The organism is Nocardia sp. alder85J (genome assembly GCF_020176955.2).
Classification (GTDB): domain Bacteria; phylum Actinomycetota; class Actinomycetes; order Mycobacteriales; family Mycobacteriaceae; genus Nocardia.
In genome coordinates this window covers 90,326-104,101 of record NZ_JAIUCZ020000015.1, presented here as the reverse complement: position 1 = coordinate 104,101, position 13,776 = coordinate 90,326, and the positions used below count along the sequence as shown (strand labels likewise).

The window sequence follows — 13,776 nt, the reverse complement described above, 5'->3', positions numbered from 1 at the left end:
ATCATCGCCAGCCGGTCGGCCCGGCTTCTTCAGTCGATCGACTGACGATCGTGATCCGGTCGGCTGTCAGGGGCGGTCGGCGGCGACCGCGTCGAGCACGATCTGCACGACGGCGTCCGGATGCGACACCATCACCGCGTGCGACGAGTGCACCCGTTCCACCCGGGCGCCGGCGCGCTCGGCCATGTATTCCTGCCCGGCCGGGGGAATCGCCTTGTCGTCCAGAGTGATCAGGTCCCGGCTGGGCACGGTTCGCCAGGCCGGCGGGCCGGACGGGTCCAACTGCGCGGACAGCGCCAGCGGATGCTGGGTGGCGGCCATGTCCCGCTGCCGGTCGGCGGGCACGTCCGCGGCGAACACGGCGGCGAAATCCTCGGACTTGATGTAGACGTCGGCGTCGAGCGCGTCGGTGCGCGGGTGGACGTCGATGGTCGCCGGGCCCAGCAGGGCACCGGGGAACCGGATCGGATCGACTGCGGTGGTGATGCTTTCACCCTCGTCCGGCACGAAGGCGCCGACGTACACCAGTGCCTGCACATTCGGCACCCCACGGGCGGCATTGGTGATCACCGCGCCGCCGTAGGAGTGCCCGACCAGCACGATCGGCCCGGGTATCGCCCGCAGGGCGGCCCGTACGGCATCGGCGTCGCTCGCCACGCCGCGCAGCGGATCATCCACCGCCACAGCGGAATAGCCGCGCTGCCGCAGGCCGGCGATCACCGCGTCCCAGCCGCTGGAGTCGGCGAAGGCGCCGTGCACGAACACGATCGTCGGCGCGGGCCCCGCCGCGGCACCGGCCACGGTCTGCGGCAGTACCGGTGACAGCGCGATCGCCGCCGCGAGAACCGTTGTACGCCAGCCAAATCCGATACCCATAGCACTTCGCCCTTCGGTCTTCGACGCCGCCGGTCGCGATGTCGTATCCGACGGTAGGCAGTGCGGTACGAGCCGGGCTTCGGTCAGATGGCCGAAGCCCCGACCGCCGTCGGCGACCTGAGGTGACGGACATGTTCGCTACGTCATCTCGTTCCACCGGCCCCGCGCATCGGGTGGCCGTGATCGGCGCGGGGCTGGCCGGACTGTTCGCCGCCAGAACAGTACGACGGGCACCGGTCGAGGTGACGCTCATCGACCGCGCGCCGTACCACCAATTACGGCCGCTGCTCTATAGGTCGCGACCGGCATTCTCTCCGAGGGCGGTATCGCACCGCCGGTCCGGGCGATCCTGCGCGAGCGGCGCGACGTGCAGGTGTTGCCGGGCGAGGTGACCGCGATGTCCGAGCTCGAGATGGACCCCTGTCACCCCAGGAATTGCAGATCGCCCGCCTGGCCGCGCAGGGGTTGTCGAACCGGGAGATCGGGGAGCGGCTGTATCTGTCGCCCCGCACGGTCGGCTCCCACCTCGACCGGATCTTCCCGAAACGCGGCATCACCTCCCGCGACCAGCTCGCCGCATGTTCCGATCAGCGGGCGGCCGATATCGGTATCGCCGAGGCCTGGGCCGCACCCGGGCACTGAGACATGCGGCAACGGTGGCGGTCCGTCCGGGCCGTCACCCGAATCGCCGGGATCAGTAGTAGTGGCGGCGGCCGCCGATCGGCCGGCCGACGGCACCCAGCAGCATCAGGATCGCACCCACGACCAGCAGAATGATGCCGATGGTCGTCAGGATCGGAATTCCGGCGACGATGCCGATGATCAGCAGGATGATGCCCAGGACGATCATGGTTCCTCCTCACGGAGCGACGGTCCGGCGGACCGCCACGACCTGCGGCTACCCCGCCGGAACCGAACCATGCAGCGGCCACAGGACACGACTCGGTCACGCCGGCGGACGCACCGAGGCCCTGTCCGCATCCGGCGGTCCCGACGAGGGTGCCTCGCTGCCGAGGAGGCGTTTCGGATGCATGCCGTCGACCGCGCCCATGAACGGCGGGTGGATGCTGTAGCCGAGCATGCGGCGAATGTCCTCGGACACCAGGCGCGCGGTCTCCCGGCTGGTCGACAACGTGTACGCCTCCTGCGGCCGCAGCCACGGCTCGCAGTACTGCGCGGTCACCGCCAGCCGCGCGGTATGGTCGCGATTGGCCCCGCCGCCGTGCCAGAGGGTGCCGAGATAGAACACGCAGGAACCGGCGGGCATCCGCGTGCTGGTCCGGACATCCACGTCGGCCGGTGACCGGTCGCCCCAGCGGTGACTGCCGGGTACGAGCACAGTCCCGCCGTTGGTCTCGGTGAAGGGGTCGACGGCCCACATGGTGGCGGCGCTCAGCGGTGGCCGGGGCCGGGGCACCGGATAGAAGCCGTCGTCGTGGTGCAGTAGTTGGGCCTGTTCGCCGGGCAGGATGTTGATCACCTGGAGCTGGGAGAGCAGATAGTTGGGCAGGAACAGCCGGTCGAGCAGTGCCAGCACCCGCGGATGGTCGACGAGCCGGTCGCAGGCGCGCGTCTTCTCCAGCAGGGTGTAGACGCGCTGGGTTCGCTTGCCTTCGAAGGTGTTCCGGCCGGTGTGGCCGAGCAGCCCGGCGAGTTCGGCACGGACGGCCGCGCACTGGGCGGGGGTGAGCAGGCCGGGCAGCACGACGTATCCGTCGCGGTCGAGGGCGGCCAGGTCGGCGTCGACCACGGCCGGATCGACCGCCGCACCCGCGCTGGGGGTGGCGCGGTACTGCCGGGCCAGGTCGACGCGCAGTTCGTCCAGATCGGTGATGACGTCACCGCCGGTGTCCGGCCCGGGGGCGGTCACGGTTGTGCCCCAGCGGATTCCGGCGACACCTTCCGCAACATGATCCGATAGAGCACGAGGTGTTCCCGCTCGAACTGCCGGATCGAGGCCGCCAGATACTGTTCGTAGGCCTCCGTGACGCGGGCGCCCGCGATGCGTTCCGCCTCGGCGCGCCGGGCCCGCAACCGGCGCAGCCAGTGCGCGCACGTCAGCGCGTAATGACTGCGATCGTTGACCACCGATCGGATCTCGAACAGCTTCTCCGCGGCATGCGCGAGTTCCGCCAGCCGCGGCGGCTCCGATTCGGGAAATATCTCGTCGGCGAGGAATTGCACATCAGCCAGGGCATTCTCGTCCAGCGGACGGTTACCCTTGCCGATGGTCTGCACCACGAGACCGCCACCGGGACGGAGCAGATCGTGGCAGTGCGTGAAGAACGCCCGGTAGGTGGCGGTACGTTCCTGCCGGGAACGGCCGAATCTGACGAAATGCTCGAGGGCGCCGATGCAGAATATCGCGTCGTAGGGCCGCTCGCCGCGGTGTGCATTCCAGTGTTCCAACCGGACGTCGATGCGGTCGGCCGGATGGGTACGGGCGTAGTCGAATTGGTCGCGGCTGAGGGTGAGGCCGGTGACCCGCGCCTGCGGGTACCGCCCGGCCGCGCGGCGCATGAGACTGCCCCAGCCGCAACCGATGTCGAGGATGCGATCAGCGGTGGTCAGCCCGGCGCCGTCCAGGAGATAGTCGAGCTTGCGGCGCTGCGCCAGATCCAGTGCGTCGTCGGCGTCCTCGTCGCCGTCGGCCCACAGCGCGCACGAGTAGGTCAGCTCGGAATCGAGCCACAATCGGTAGAATTCGCTGCCGACGTCGTAATGATGGCGGACCGCATCCGCCGACGCACCCTGATGCTCACCGATATCGGATACCATTTTCGATCTCCGTCGCTCCGGTACTCACGCGCGGTCGCACCGAACGACCGCACGGGAGAAGCCCCACCACTGCCATGATCAGAAGAGACAACGTATCGATGTCTCAGAGCGGACAAGAAACCAACGGCCGCAGGAATATTCGAACTCATCGACGACAATCGCCGCTACTCGCAACATATTTCGCGACCGGCACCAATTTTCCCGCAGGACAACCGTTACCCATTCTAGCCAATCGGCGGCATCCCCGGCAAGCGTCCGGCGCCGACCGGCAACCTTCCGGCGGCCGGGTGGTACTGCGCCGGAACGACTTCCGCCGCGGCCGGGGTCCGGCCGCGGCGGCAGCGCCGATGCGGTGTCAGCCGTCGGCGAGGCGGGCGCGCAGTTCCGCCTTGCGGATCTTGCCGCTGACCGTCTTCGGCAGTTCGTCGACGAAGACGACCTCCCGCGGCTGCTTGAAGGACGCGAGGCGGTCCTTGCAGGCCGCGGCGACCTGCTCCGGCGACACCGTCGCGCCGTCCCGGGTGACCACGACCGCCGTGACCCGCTCACCCCAGACCGGATCCGGAGTGCCGATCACCGCCGCCTCGGCCACGTCCGCCAGGGTGTAGATCGCGTTCTCGACCTCACTGGGATAGATGTTCTCGCCGCCGGAGATGATCATGTCCTTGGTGCGGTCCACGATGTAGACGAAGCCCTCCGCGTCCTGCCGGGCCAGGTCGCCGGTGTGGAACCAGCCGCCCTCGAAGGCCTCCGCGGTGGCCTCGGGATTACCGAAATAGCCTCGCATGACCTGATTTCCGCGGATCACCATCTCACCGACCTCGCCCACGGCGCACTCCTGCCCCGCGGTGTCGACGATCCGGACGTCGACCAGCGCCATCGGCTTGCCGGCGGCGTCCAGCAGATGATCCTCGCCGTGCGCGGCACGGATGTGCGCCTGCCGGTCCAGGGTCAGGATGTTGCCGCCGAGTTCGGTCATCCCCATCCCGGCGTAGACGATCGGACCGAAGTGCTCGATGGTCCGCCGCAGCACCTCCACCGGAATCTTCGACGCTCCGTAGCCCATCCACCGCAGGCTGGACAGGTCGTACTCCGCCAGCTTCGGATGATTGAGCAGCATTGTCATCATGGTCGGCGCGAAACCGCCACTGGTGACGGCGTTGTCCTGCACCGTCCGCATCCAGCGCTGCGGATCCCAGCCGGCCATCATCAGCACCCGGCCACCCTTGAACAGATTCGTCGGGACCAGATATCCGGCGACATGGCACAGCGGCATGGCGTTCAGATAGACGGTGTCCTCGGACAGTTCGTACTCCAGCGCCGACTGCACCACCGCGGTGACGAGATTGCGATGCGACAGCTGCGCACCCTTCGGGAATCCGGTGGTCCCGCTGGTGTACAGCAACCACGCGATGTCGTCCTCGGTGGTGTCCGTCGCGGGCTGCGCGGAATGCTCGGGCCCGGTGAAACTTTCGTACCCGGCCACGCCGTCCACCGGATCGCCGATCACGACGATGTCGGTGACGGTGACCAACTGATCCCGATACTCCGCGATCGCCTCGTAGTACGGCGCGGCCACCAGCAGCACCCGGGCCCGGGCATTGTTGAGGATCCACACCCATTCCTTCGGATGCAGCCGGTAGTTCAGCATGGTCAGCGCCATGCCGGCCGCCGGAATGCCGTAGTACGCCTCGACGTATTCGAGGCTGTTCTCGGACAGGATCGCGATGCGGTCCCCGCGACCGGCCAGGGTACGGATCCCGTTGCCCAGCCGGATCGCGCGCTCGTAGAGCTCCCGATAGGTGCGGGTCGCTCCGGTGTCGATGTCCTGCACCGCGATTCGGTCGGGGGTGCGAGTCGCGACGCGCCGCAGGATGTCATGGAAAAGCATGGGTGGTCCTTCGGATGCGGAGGGGTCGGCGCCGCTACTTGATGGCCAGCGGGTTGATCGGCGACCCGACACCGCGGGTGAACTTCAGCGGCGGCCCCGCGTAGAAGAACTCGTAGACGCCGTCGGCCGCGCAGTCGGCGGCCAGCTCCTCGAAGTCGAGCAGCTCCGCCAGCGTCATACCCATGTCACGGATGAGCACCATGTGCAGTTCGAACAGCGCGCCCTCGTGCTCGCCGGGGATGACCTCGACGGCCCAGTTGTCCGAGCCGACGACGGCGGCGTCGCGGTCCTTGAACCAGCGCGCGGTGGACAGGCCCAGGCCCGGCTCCCCCGCCATGAACGCCTGCGGATCGCGCTCGGCCAGGAACTTCGCCCGCCAGCCGGTGCGGATCAGCACGATGTCACCGGGGCCGACCCGCACGCCCTGTGCCCGTTCGGCGGCGTCGAGTTCGTCGGCGGTGACGACCTCGCCCGCGGCCAGCCAGTCCACCCCGCGCAACCGCGCGATGTCCAGCAGCACGCCGCGACCGGCGATGCCCTTCGACTGGGTCTGGATCCCGCAGCGCCCCGCACCCTTCACGGTGACCGCGTCGCCGTCGTGGCCGTTGTACAGCTGCCCGTCGTAGTGCACGTGGGCCAGCGCGTCGTACTGGGACGCCGATTGCAGGGGCATGAACACATAGTCGTCGGCCCATTTGAAGCCGCCGGGCAGCACCTGCTCCTGGCCGTTCTCCGACATCAGCCGGATCGGGTTGATGCGGTTGCCACCCGGCTGCGGGCCGTCGCCGTCGAGCGGGATGCCCAGGTCGAAGACCTTGCCCGTGCGCACCAGCCGCGCGGCCGCCACCAGGGCCTCCGGCGTGATCAGGTTGGTGGTTCCGCGTTCGTCATCGGCCCCCCACCGACCCCAGTTCCGCAGTTCTGCGCCCAGTTCGCGCATATCCGGCGCAACTTCGCTCACCAGGACCTCCTCGTCCGTCCGTGAATGCATTTAGTGACGTGACAGTCATGTCATGTTTGGGGACAGGAGCGAGTATGTCCGGGATCACACCGCCTGTCAACAGGCCGGCGAACTGGGCCGCCGACCGGACCGGCGCCGATCTCGCGGATCGTCCGGTATCCGTGCGGGCGGTCCGGCGACCCGGACGTGTCCCCTGCTCTGCTACCTTGAACCAAAGAGTTGGTGTCGTCACCACGGCAGCCCGGCGGGCACCTGTGACCGGGATCGAGCGGGTGTGGAGGTGCCGTGGTACGGAGTCGGGCAAGCCGGGGGCAACCCGCGCTGGAGCCGGTCGGCGCCGGGTACGCCGCCGACGACGGCACCCGCCGCACCGAGATCCTGCACACCGCCGCCGCGCTGATCGCGTCCACCGGCCTGCGCACCTCGCTCCAGGAGATCGCCGACGCCTGCGGCATTCTGCCCGGCAGCCTGTACCACCATTTCGAATCCAAGGAAGCCATCCTGGTCGAGCTGTTGCAGCGCTATCACACCGACCTGGACGAGGTGGCCCGGCATGCCCGGGAGACATTGCAGGACAACGACGCCCGGCCACCGCTGGATCGGGTCACCGATCTCGCCGTCGCGATCGCGCGGTGCGCGGTGGCGCATCGCGCGGCGTTGCAGATGTCGTTCTACGAGGGCCCCGCCGCCAATCCCGCACTGGTGGAACTCACCCGGCGCCGGCCGACGGTGCTGCTCGAGGTGATGACGCAGACCCTGCGCGCCGCCCGGGTGCACGGCGATCTCGCGGCCGGTATCGAGGCGCCGCTGCTGGCGGACCGGATCACCCAGACGATGCTGTACGTCGGCCTCGATGTCATCCGCCACCACGCCCCGGCCGACCAGGTCGCCCTGGTGTTCTGCCGAATCCTGTTGCACGGGTTGGCCACCGGCCCGCTCGACGATGCCGCGCTGGACGGTTCACCGGCGTTCCTGGCCGCCGACCGGGTCGTCCGGAGCTGGGCCGGCGACGGCGAGGACGGCGCCGACGCCAAGACGGCCCACATCCGCGCGGTCGCCCGCGCCGAATTCGGCCGCCGGGGGTACGAGGGCACCACCGTCCGCGACATCGCCACGGCCGCGGGGCTCGGCACCGGGTCGGTCTACCGGCTGATCGGCTCGAAGGAGGAGCTGCTGGCGTCGATCATGCGGTCCTTCGGGGAGAAGGTCGCCATCGGCTGGACCGACGTGCTGCGCTGCGACGCCTCGCCGGTGGCGAAGCTGGACGCGCTCAGCTGGATCAACACCAACATGCTCGCGCGGTTCGGCGACGAGTTCCGCATCCAGCTGGCCTGGATGCGGCAGTCGCCGCCGGACACCCCGAATCCGGGCTGGCACTTCGCCAAACGCATCCGGCAGATGAAATCGTTGCTGGCCCAGGGCATCCGGTCGGGCGAGATCGCGATCGAGCATCCGTCGCAGGAGATGCTGACCCGCTGCGTGATCGGTGCGAGCTGGGTACCGGAGAACATCCTGGCCGACATCGGGCCGCGAGCAGCGCAACTGCTGGTGCGGGACACCACTTTACGCGGGGTCGTCACCGCACGCTGACCGCGATCAGGCGGTCAGCGCCGGCAGGGTGGCCCAGCCGCGCACGCTGGAGGTGTGCGCCTTGACCGCGCGGGTGTAGTCGACCTCCCAGTCCGGCCACCGCGTCAGCACCTCGTCGAGGGCGACGCGGGCCTCCATCCGCGCCAGCGCCGCTCCGAGGCAGAAGTGCAGGCCCTGACCGAAGCTCAGATGCGTGGCCTGCCGGTCGATGTCGAAGGTGTCGGCGCCGGGGTAGCGGCGCTCGTCGCGGTTGGCGGATCCGTTGAGCAACAACATCACCGACCCCTCGGGCACCGTGTGACCGTGGTACTCCCGATCGGCGGCGACATAGCGGGCCTGCACCGGGGACGGCGCCTCGTAGCGCAGCACCTCCTCGATCGCGTTCGGGATCAGTGCGCGATCGGCGGCGATGCGGCGGCGCTGATCCGGATGGTCGGACAGCAACTGACCGATGAAACCGATGAGGCGCGTGGTGGTCTCGCTGCCCGCGCCCATGATCATGCTGATGTAGGTGAGCACCTCGATGCGGGTGAGGGCGCGGCGGGTGTTGCCCTCCTCGTCCTCCACCTCGGCGTGCAGCAGATCCGTCATCAGGTCGTCGGTGGGATGCTGGGCCCGCCATTCCACGTACTCGGCGATCATCTCGAGATTCGGTGGCGTGAACTCCTTCACGACGCGACCGGTCGACGGCGCACCCGAGGACAGCGTGATGGCCTTGTCGGTGGTGTCGCGCATGATCTGCTGATCCTGCTCCGGGATGCCCAGCAGCGCACCGATCGTGCGCATCGGCATCCGGGCGCCGAGATTCTCGATGAAGTCGAAGGAACCGGTGTCCCGCAACGGATCCAGCGCCTCCACGGTGAAGGCGCGGGCGATGGGCTCGACCGCCGCCATCCGCCGGGGGGTGAACACCCGCGACAGGATCTTGCGGTGCATGTCGTGCAGCGGCGGGTCCTCCCACAGCACGAGCCCGGACGGGATCGCGACCCCGCTGGTGATGACGTCCAGGACGGTGCCCTTACCGGAACGGAAGGTTCGCCAGTCCGTGATGGCCGGCGCCACATCGTCGTAGCGGCTCAGCGCGTAGAAGTTGTACTTCTCGTTGTGGTAGAGCGGAGCCTCGTCGCGCAACCATCGCCAGACCGGATAGGGATCGTCGTCGATGGCGAAATCGTAGGGATCGTAGTAGACATCCGAGTCCGTGGTTCCGTCCATCAGTCGACGCCTTCCCTGCCCGGCGTGCGGTGAGCCGGCGCGGTGCCCACGGCCACAGCCACTACCAAAGATTTGTTCAGAGCGTATCGGCACGGCCGCGGCGGGTCAATCACTCTCGGTCGGAGGCCAATTCGGGACGGGGTCGCGCTGCTGCGGCTCGGCCTCCGCGGCGGGACCGGCCCAGCTGTCCAGGGCGTCGTCCGGCAGTCACTGGGCCTCGTTCGGCTCCTTCACCAGTCCCGTCGACATCTGGGTGTCGCTGGTGAAGGCGGCGATCTTCGGCTTCCTGGTCGTCGTGATCGCCTGCCGGCGCGGGCTGGAGGCGAAGGGCGGCCCGCGCGGCGTCGCCGACGGTGTGAACGCCGCCGCCGGGCCTGCGCCGGCCGGCCCGGCTCCGGCATCGGGTCCGCCCGCTGGCCACGATCGAATCCCTGGGTTTCGCACTGGGATTCGGCTGGCAGGTGATCTCGTCGGTGCCGTACACGCTGGTGCACTACCGGCGCGAGACGGTCCGGGTGATCACCGACATGACCCGGGGCCGTGGCCCGCTTCCGATCCGATCGTGTAACCCACGGTCATATCTGTGATTGTCCGGCTGAATTCACAAGGAGTTCAAGGCTTCTGGAGCCGACCGGGCACGATCGGAGGAGTCCACATGTCACCTTCACACAGCGGCCGCGCGGCGGCGATCGCGCGGCTCGCCGGCATCGCCGCGACGATGGCGGCGGCGCCGGCGATCGCCATGAGTCTGGCCGGTCCGGCCGGTGCGGCGATCCTGCCCACGGCGGACAGCACCGTGGTCGGGGCCGCGGCCCAGGCCCATCTCGCGACCGTGCTCGATCAGCCCACGTCGGCGGAGCCCGTGTCCGCCGACGGCGTACAGCACGACGCGGTGCCGAATCCGTTCCACCAGTTCAACCAATTCCAGGAGGGTCCGTTCCGGCAGGGACAGCCGTTCCACCAGGTGGAGCCGTTCCGGCAGGCGCCCACGGGCTTCGTCCAGATCATCGATCCGTAGTCCGTCCGATAGATCTGCCGATGTCCTCGGGGCACCGCATGTTCCACGCTCGCCGTCGAGCCGGGGCGACTCGGCGGCGGGTGCGGGCAGTGTGCCCCGACTCGCGAGAAACGAGCGCGCTCAGATGAATTCGACCACCCGGAACATGCAGATCGTGGTGAAGGTCTCCAAGTTCTGCAACCTGCGATGCAAATACTGCTACGAGTATCCGGAGCTGGGAAACCGTGCGGCCATGTCCCGTGCGCAGCTCCTCACCATGTACCGGAACCTGCGCGACCATTTCCAGGCCGCCGACGAGCGGGACGGAGCCCGCACGGCACTGGATTTCATCTGGCACGGCGGCGAACCGCTGATGCAACCGGCGCAGTTCTACCGGCAGACGCTGGCCGACCAGCGGGAGATCTTCGGCGCGGCGATCGCGACCTCGAACAGTGTGCAGACGAATCTGACGGTGCTCGACGACGAACGCCGGCAACTGCTGGCCGACGGTTTCGATTCCGTCGGCGTCTCGCTCGACGTGGCCGGTGGGCTGCGCGTGAACCTGGCGGGCCGGGACTCCCAGCAACGAGTGGCCGCGAACCTCGACGCGCTGGTGGCCACCGGTGTGCCGGTGGGATGCATCTCGGTGCTGACCGCGCAGAACATCCACGCCGTGGAACGGGTCTTCCGGTTCTTCGAGGCACGCAACCTCAACTTCCGCGTACTGCCGCTGTTCGACACCGGCGAGCCCGGCCAGACCACCCCGTTCGAGGTGAGCACCGAACAGGAACTCGCCGCACTGGCACGGCTGGTGCAGCTGTGGCTGGCAGGCGACACCTTGCAGCGGCCGCCGGCTCCCCTGGACGACTACGTCCGGATCGCGGCCCGCTACCTCGCGGGCGAGCACGGGCCGCGATACCGGGACCGCCGCGAATGGCTGCCCGTCATGCTCGTCGACACCGACGGCTCCTGCTACACCTACGGCGAACCCTACGGCGACCGCGCGTGGTCGATCGGCAACGTCTTCACCGAACCGTTCGCCGACCTGCTGGCGGGTCCGGTCTTCGAGCGCTGCGCCGTCGAGGCCGAACGCCGGGTCGCGCGAAACTGCCTGTCCTGCCCCTTCTTCGACGCCTGTGGCGGCGCCCTGGTGGCCGAGACCGAAGCCCGCGAGCGCGACGAGGACGGCCACGGCACCCTGCTGTGCACCGGGCGGCCGATGATCACCTACATCGTCGATCAACTGCGCGATCGGGTGCCGCACACCGTGGCGCGCTGGCGCGCGACCGCCTGATTTCGTTGCCGCACAGTCACCCCCGGCACACCATCCGCATCATCTCGTTGCCGCACAGTCACTTCCGGCCAGACACCTCGACACCGCGCAGGAGAGCGCCATGCCCCACCACCTCGCCGATCTCGGGCGCCCGGCACTGCTGCGGGGACTGACGCTCACGCTCCCCGCCGCGGACCGCGCCGAGCTCAGCGCGGGCGTCCGGCCCGCGGCCGAAACCTCTTGTGCCGACACCTATTCAGAGGGTTGCTTCGTGCCCCGCGCGCCGTGGCGCGCACCCACCCGGCACGAGCGCGCGGTGCTCTCCGGCACGCCCGGACCCGGTGCGCTGCCCGGTGATTGGATCGCCGTCGTCCCCGTCCCCGGCCGGGTGCTGGCGGCGTGCACCGAATTGCGCGCGGCATCGGCCACCGGCGACGCGGCCGCCGTGGACGCCCTGATCGAGGGCCCGATCGGCCGGGTGGCACTGGTCGAGGCGCTGCGCTGGGCGACCGGCCTGACCGACCCGGCGCGGCCGGGCACCCGGACCCCGTTCCTCTACGGCAGGACCCCCGCCGGCAACCCGACCATGACCACCGGAAGTCATGGCCGCCGAGTCGGATTGCACGTCGACAGCTGGGACGACGGCCCGCTGGCGGAGCGCGCGGCGGCGGCCAACCGCGTCTCCGCCAACCTCGGCCACCGCGACCGCTACCTGTTGTTCGTCAACGCGCCCCTGCGGGTGATGGCGGCAGCCCTGCGCGAGCGCGATCTGCTCGACGGCGCCGCGGATCCGAGATTCGCACTGGGGCAGCGCTTCATGACGGTGTTCCCGCGCTACCCCGTCACGAGGCTCGTGGTCCACCCCGGCGAGGCCTACATCGCACCCACCGACAACATGCTCCACGACGGTTACGCCGAACCGCACGGGCAGATCGACGTGCAGTTCAGTTGCCGGGGCTGGTTCGTGGCGCCGGGGTAGCGCGAGTACCGATCCTGCTGCGCCGAAGCATGGCCACGCGTGCGGCCGCTGCCTAGGCTGACGCCGGACGAACGGAGACGGCGATGGCGGACAGTGCGGGCGCTGTGCTGCGGGCGGTACTGGATCTCGGCCCGGCGCCGCGGACGGCGGTCGCCCGCCACGCCGGGCTGTCCCCGGCCACGGTCACCTCGGCGAGCCGATCGCTGCTGGCCGCAGGGCTGCTGACCGAACTTCCCGGGGTCGGCGGCGCGGTCGGCCGGCCGACCAATCCCCTCGCCCTGGCCGCCGACTCGAACGTGGTGCTCGCGGTGCACGTCGCCGCGACGGTGACCTCGGTGGCGGTGGTGGATCTGGCCGGAATCGTGCGGCGCACCGATCGCATCCCACATCGCGGCGCCGGTCCCGGCACCGTGCTGGACGCCGCCGCCGACCGGGTCCTGAAGTGGCGCAGCGAGATCGGGGAACGGGTCCTCGGTCTGGGAATCGCCACCGGTGGCTGGGTGGACCGCGACAGCGGCACCGTGGTCGAACATCCGGCGCTGGGCTGGCGCGATGTGCCGGTGCGCGACCGGCTGGCCGCCCGCACCGGGCTGCCCACCGGTCTGGACAGCCACGCGCGCGGACTGGTCCACGCCGAGCGGTTGTTCGGTCAGGTCGGCCGGGCGGACTGTGCGGTGGTGTTGTTCGTGGGCAACGTGATCGATGCCGCGCTGGCCGTGCACGGCAGTGTCCACTACGGGCCGCGGTCCGGCGCCGGCTCACTGGGCCGGATGCTCGGCGGCGCGCCACGCCCACTCGGCGACTACACCGAACGGGCGCTGCTGGATCGGTCGCCGCATCCGGACTTCGCCGCGCTGGTAGCTGCGGCCGCGGCCGGTGACACACCCGCGCGGGCCCTGCTGCTGGAGCGGGCGCGGGCCCTGGGCCAGTTGCTGGCCGTGCTGATCGATCTGATCGACCCGGACACCGTGGTCGTGGTCGACCGGGCACTGGATGCGGTGCCGGGGGTGTACGAGGCGTATCTGGCCGCGGTGCGGGAATTCTCGGCGGTGTGCGACCGGCCCGAGAAGGTGGTGATCGCCACGTCCTTCGACGGGCGGGTACTGGAACTGTCCGCGGGCGCGGTGGCGCTGCACGAGATATTCGCCGCTCCCCTGGCCCATTCGAATCCGCGTTATTTTAAGTCGAACGAAAATTGACGGCCCACAATCCCATT

14 protein-coding genes and 1 pseudogene are annotated in these 13,776 nt (G+C 69.4%); 8 read left to right on the top strand and 7 right to left on the bottom strand.

The window, feature by feature from the left end; all coding sequences use genetic code 11:
• Positions 1-66: 66 nt before the first annotated feature.
• Complete coding sequence (locus LBW94_RS39980) at positions 67-876, bottom strand: alpha/beta fold hydrolase (protein WP_225060703.1); 810 nt, start codon at positions 874-876, stop codon at positions 67-69.
• A 38-nt stretch (positions 877-914) separates the two neighbouring features.
• Here LBW94_RS39980 and LBW94_RS44640 point away from each other — a divergent pair, with 38 nt between their 5' ends.
• Both LBW94_RS44640 and LBW94_RS44635 read left to right on the top strand, forming a co-directional pair.
• Entirely contained in the window at positions 915-1,268 is a 354-nt protein-coding gene (locus LBW94_RS44640) for an FAD-dependent oxidoreductase (protein WP_416277048.1), read from the top strand.
• Positions 1,168-1,518: a helix-turn-helix domain-containing protein gene (locus tag LBW94_RS44635; RefSeq protein WP_416277053.1), complete on the top strand. Its 351-nt coding sequence runs from the start codon at positions 1,168-1,170 to the stop codon at positions 1,516-1,518. The genes LBW94_RS44640 and LBW94_RS44635 overlap by 101 nt, the downstream gene beginning before the upstream one ends.
• Before the next feature lie 52 nt (positions 1,519-1,570).
• On the opposite strand, the gene LBW94_RS39970 is transcribed toward LBW94_RS44635, so the two are convergent.
• From LBW94_RS39970 to LBW94_RS39950, 5 genes are all read right to left on the bottom strand, one after another.
• Entirely contained in the window at positions 1,571-1,726 is a 156-nt protein-coding gene (locus LBW94_RS39970; protein ID WP_225060705.1) for a DUF6131 family protein, read from the bottom strand.
• 96 nt (positions 1,727-1,822) lie between these two features.
• Positions 1,823-2,746: a phytanoyl-CoA dioxygenase family protein gene (locus LBW94_RS39965; RefSeq protein ID WP_225060706.1), complete on the bottom strand. Its 924-nt coding sequence runs from the start codon at positions 2,744-2,746 to the stop codon at positions 1,823-1,825.
• The gene (locus LBW94_RS39960; protein WP_225060707.1) at positions 2,743-3,654 is read right to left on the bottom strand and encodes a class I SAM-dependent methyltransferase; all 912 of its coding nucleotides are present in this window, start codon (positions 3,652-3,654) and stop codon (positions 2,743-2,745) included. The genes LBW94_RS39965 and LBW94_RS39960 overlap by 4 nt, the downstream gene beginning before the upstream one ends.
• A gap of 355 nt (positions 3,655-4,009) precedes the next feature.
• Positions 4,010-5,545, bottom strand: coding sequence for a class I adenylate-forming enzyme family protein (locus LBW94_RS39955; protein WP_225060708.1), 1,536 nt, complete (start codon positions 5,543-5,545; stop codon positions 4,010-4,012).
• 34 nt (positions 5,546-5,579) lie between these two features.
• The gene (locus LBW94_RS39950) at positions 5,580-6,485 is read right to left on the bottom strand and encodes a cyclase family protein (protein WP_255634907.1); all 906 of its coding nucleotides are present in this window, start codon (positions 6,483-6,485) and stop codon (positions 5,580-5,582) included.
• A gap of 306 nt (positions 6,486-6,791) precedes the next feature.
• Here LBW94_RS39950 and LBW94_RS39945 point away from each other — a divergent pair, with 306 nt between their 5' ends.
• Positions 6,792-8,096 carry a TetR/AcrR family transcriptional regulator gene (locus LBW94_RS39945; protein ID WP_225060710.1) on the top strand — a complete coding sequence of 435 codons (1,305 nt, stop codon included), beginning with the start codon at positions 6,792-6,794 and terminating at the stop codon, positions 8,094-8,096.
• A 6-nt stretch (positions 8,097-8,102) separates the two neighbouring features.
• Here LBW94_RS39945 and LBW94_RS39940 read toward each other — a convergent pair whose 3' ends face one another.
• On the bottom strand, positions 8,103-9,311 hold the full coding sequence (locus LBW94_RS39940) for a cytochrome P450 (RefSeq protein ID WP_225060711.1): 1,209 nt from the start codon (positions 9,309-9,311) through the stop codon (positions 8,103-8,105).
• 202 nt (positions 9,312-9,513) lie between these two features.
• On the opposite strand from LBW94_RS39940, the pseudogene LBW94_RS39935 reads away from it, so the two are divergent.
• From LBW94_RS39935 to LBW94_RS39915, 5 genes and pseudogenes are all read left to right on the top strand, one after another.
• Positions 9,514-9,678 (top strand): annotated as a pseudogene (locus tag LBW94_RS39935) (ABC transporter permease); the annotation flags it as partial.
• A 288-nt stretch (positions 9,679-9,966) separates the two neighbouring features.
• Positions 9,967-10,329: a hypothetical protein gene (locus tag LBW94_RS39930; protein WP_225060712.1), complete on the top strand. Its 363-nt coding sequence runs from the start codon at positions 9,967-9,969 to the stop codon at positions 10,327-10,329.
• A 124-nt stretch (positions 10,330-10,453) separates the two neighbouring features.
• On the top strand, positions 10,454-11,602 hold the full coding sequence (locus tag LBW94_RS39925; RefSeq protein WP_225060713.1) for a radical SAM protein: 1,149 nt from the start codon (positions 10,454-10,456) through the stop codon (positions 11,600-11,602).
• A gap of 100 nt (positions 11,603-11,702) precedes the next feature.
• Positions 11,703-12,560, top strand: a complete 858-nt coding sequence (locus LBW94_RS39920; RefSeq protein ID WP_225060714.1) for a hypothetical protein — start codon at positions 11,703-11,705, stop codon at positions 12,558-12,560.
• Positions 12,561-12,643: 83 nt separating this feature from the next.
• The gene (locus LBW94_RS39915) at positions 12,644-13,759 is read left to right on the top strand and encodes an ROK family protein (RefSeq protein ID WP_225060715.1); all 1,116 of its coding nucleotides are present in this window, start codon (positions 12,644-12,646) and stop codon (positions 13,757-13,759) included.
• Positions 13,760-13,776: the final 17 nt, after the last annotated feature.

What these genes read in the sequence shown, in the direction of transcription:
- LBW94_RS39915 (WP_225060715.1), top strand. Translation starts at nt 12,644, where the DNA reads ATGGCGGACAGTGCGGGCGCTGTGCTGCGGGCGGTACTGGATCTCGGC.
- LBW94_RS39940 (WP_225060711.1), bottom strand. Translation starts at nt 9,311, where the DNA reads ATGGACGGAACCACGGACTCGGATGTCTACTACGATCCCTACGATTTC.
- LBW94_RS39970 (WP_225060705.1), bottom strand. Translation starts at nt 1,726, where the DNA reads ATGATCGTCCTGGGCATCATCCTGCTGATCATCGGCATCGTCGCCGGA.
- LBW94_RS39925 (WP_225060713.1), top strand. Translation starts at nt 10,454, where the DNA reads ATGAATTCGACCACCCGGAACATGCAGATCGTGGTGAAGGTCTCCAAG.
- LBW94_RS39950 (WP_255634907.1), bottom strand. Translation starts at nt 6,485, where the DNA reads ATGCGCGAACTGGGCGCAGAACTGCGGAACTGGGGTCGGTGGGGGGCC.
- LBW94_RS39980 (WP_225060703.1), bottom strand. Translation starts at nt 876, where the DNA reads ATGGGTATCGGATTTGGCTGGCGTACAACGGTTCTCGCGGCGGCGATC.
- LBW94_RS39960 (WP_225060707.1), bottom strand. Translation starts at nt 3,654, where the DNA reads ATGGTATCCGATATCGGTGAGCATCAGGGTGCGTCGGCGGATGCGGTC.
- LBW94_RS39930 (WP_225060712.1), top strand. Translation starts at nt 9,967, where the DNA reads ATGTCACCTTCACACAGCGGCCGCGCGGCGGCGATCGCGCGGCTCGCC.
- LBW94_RS39955 (WP_225060708.1), bottom strand. Translation starts at nt 5,545, where the DNA reads ATGCTTTTCCATGACATCCTGCGGCGCGTCGCGACTCGCACCCCCGAC.
- LBW94_RS39920 (WP_225060714.1), top strand. Translation starts at nt 11,703, where the DNA reads ATGCCCCACCACCTCGCCGATCTCGGGCGCCCGGCACTGCTGCGGGGA.
- LBW94_RS44640 (WP_416277048.1), top strand. Translation starts at nt 915, where the DNA reads ATGTCGTATCCGACGGTAGGCAGTGCGGTACGAGCCGGGCTTCGGTCA.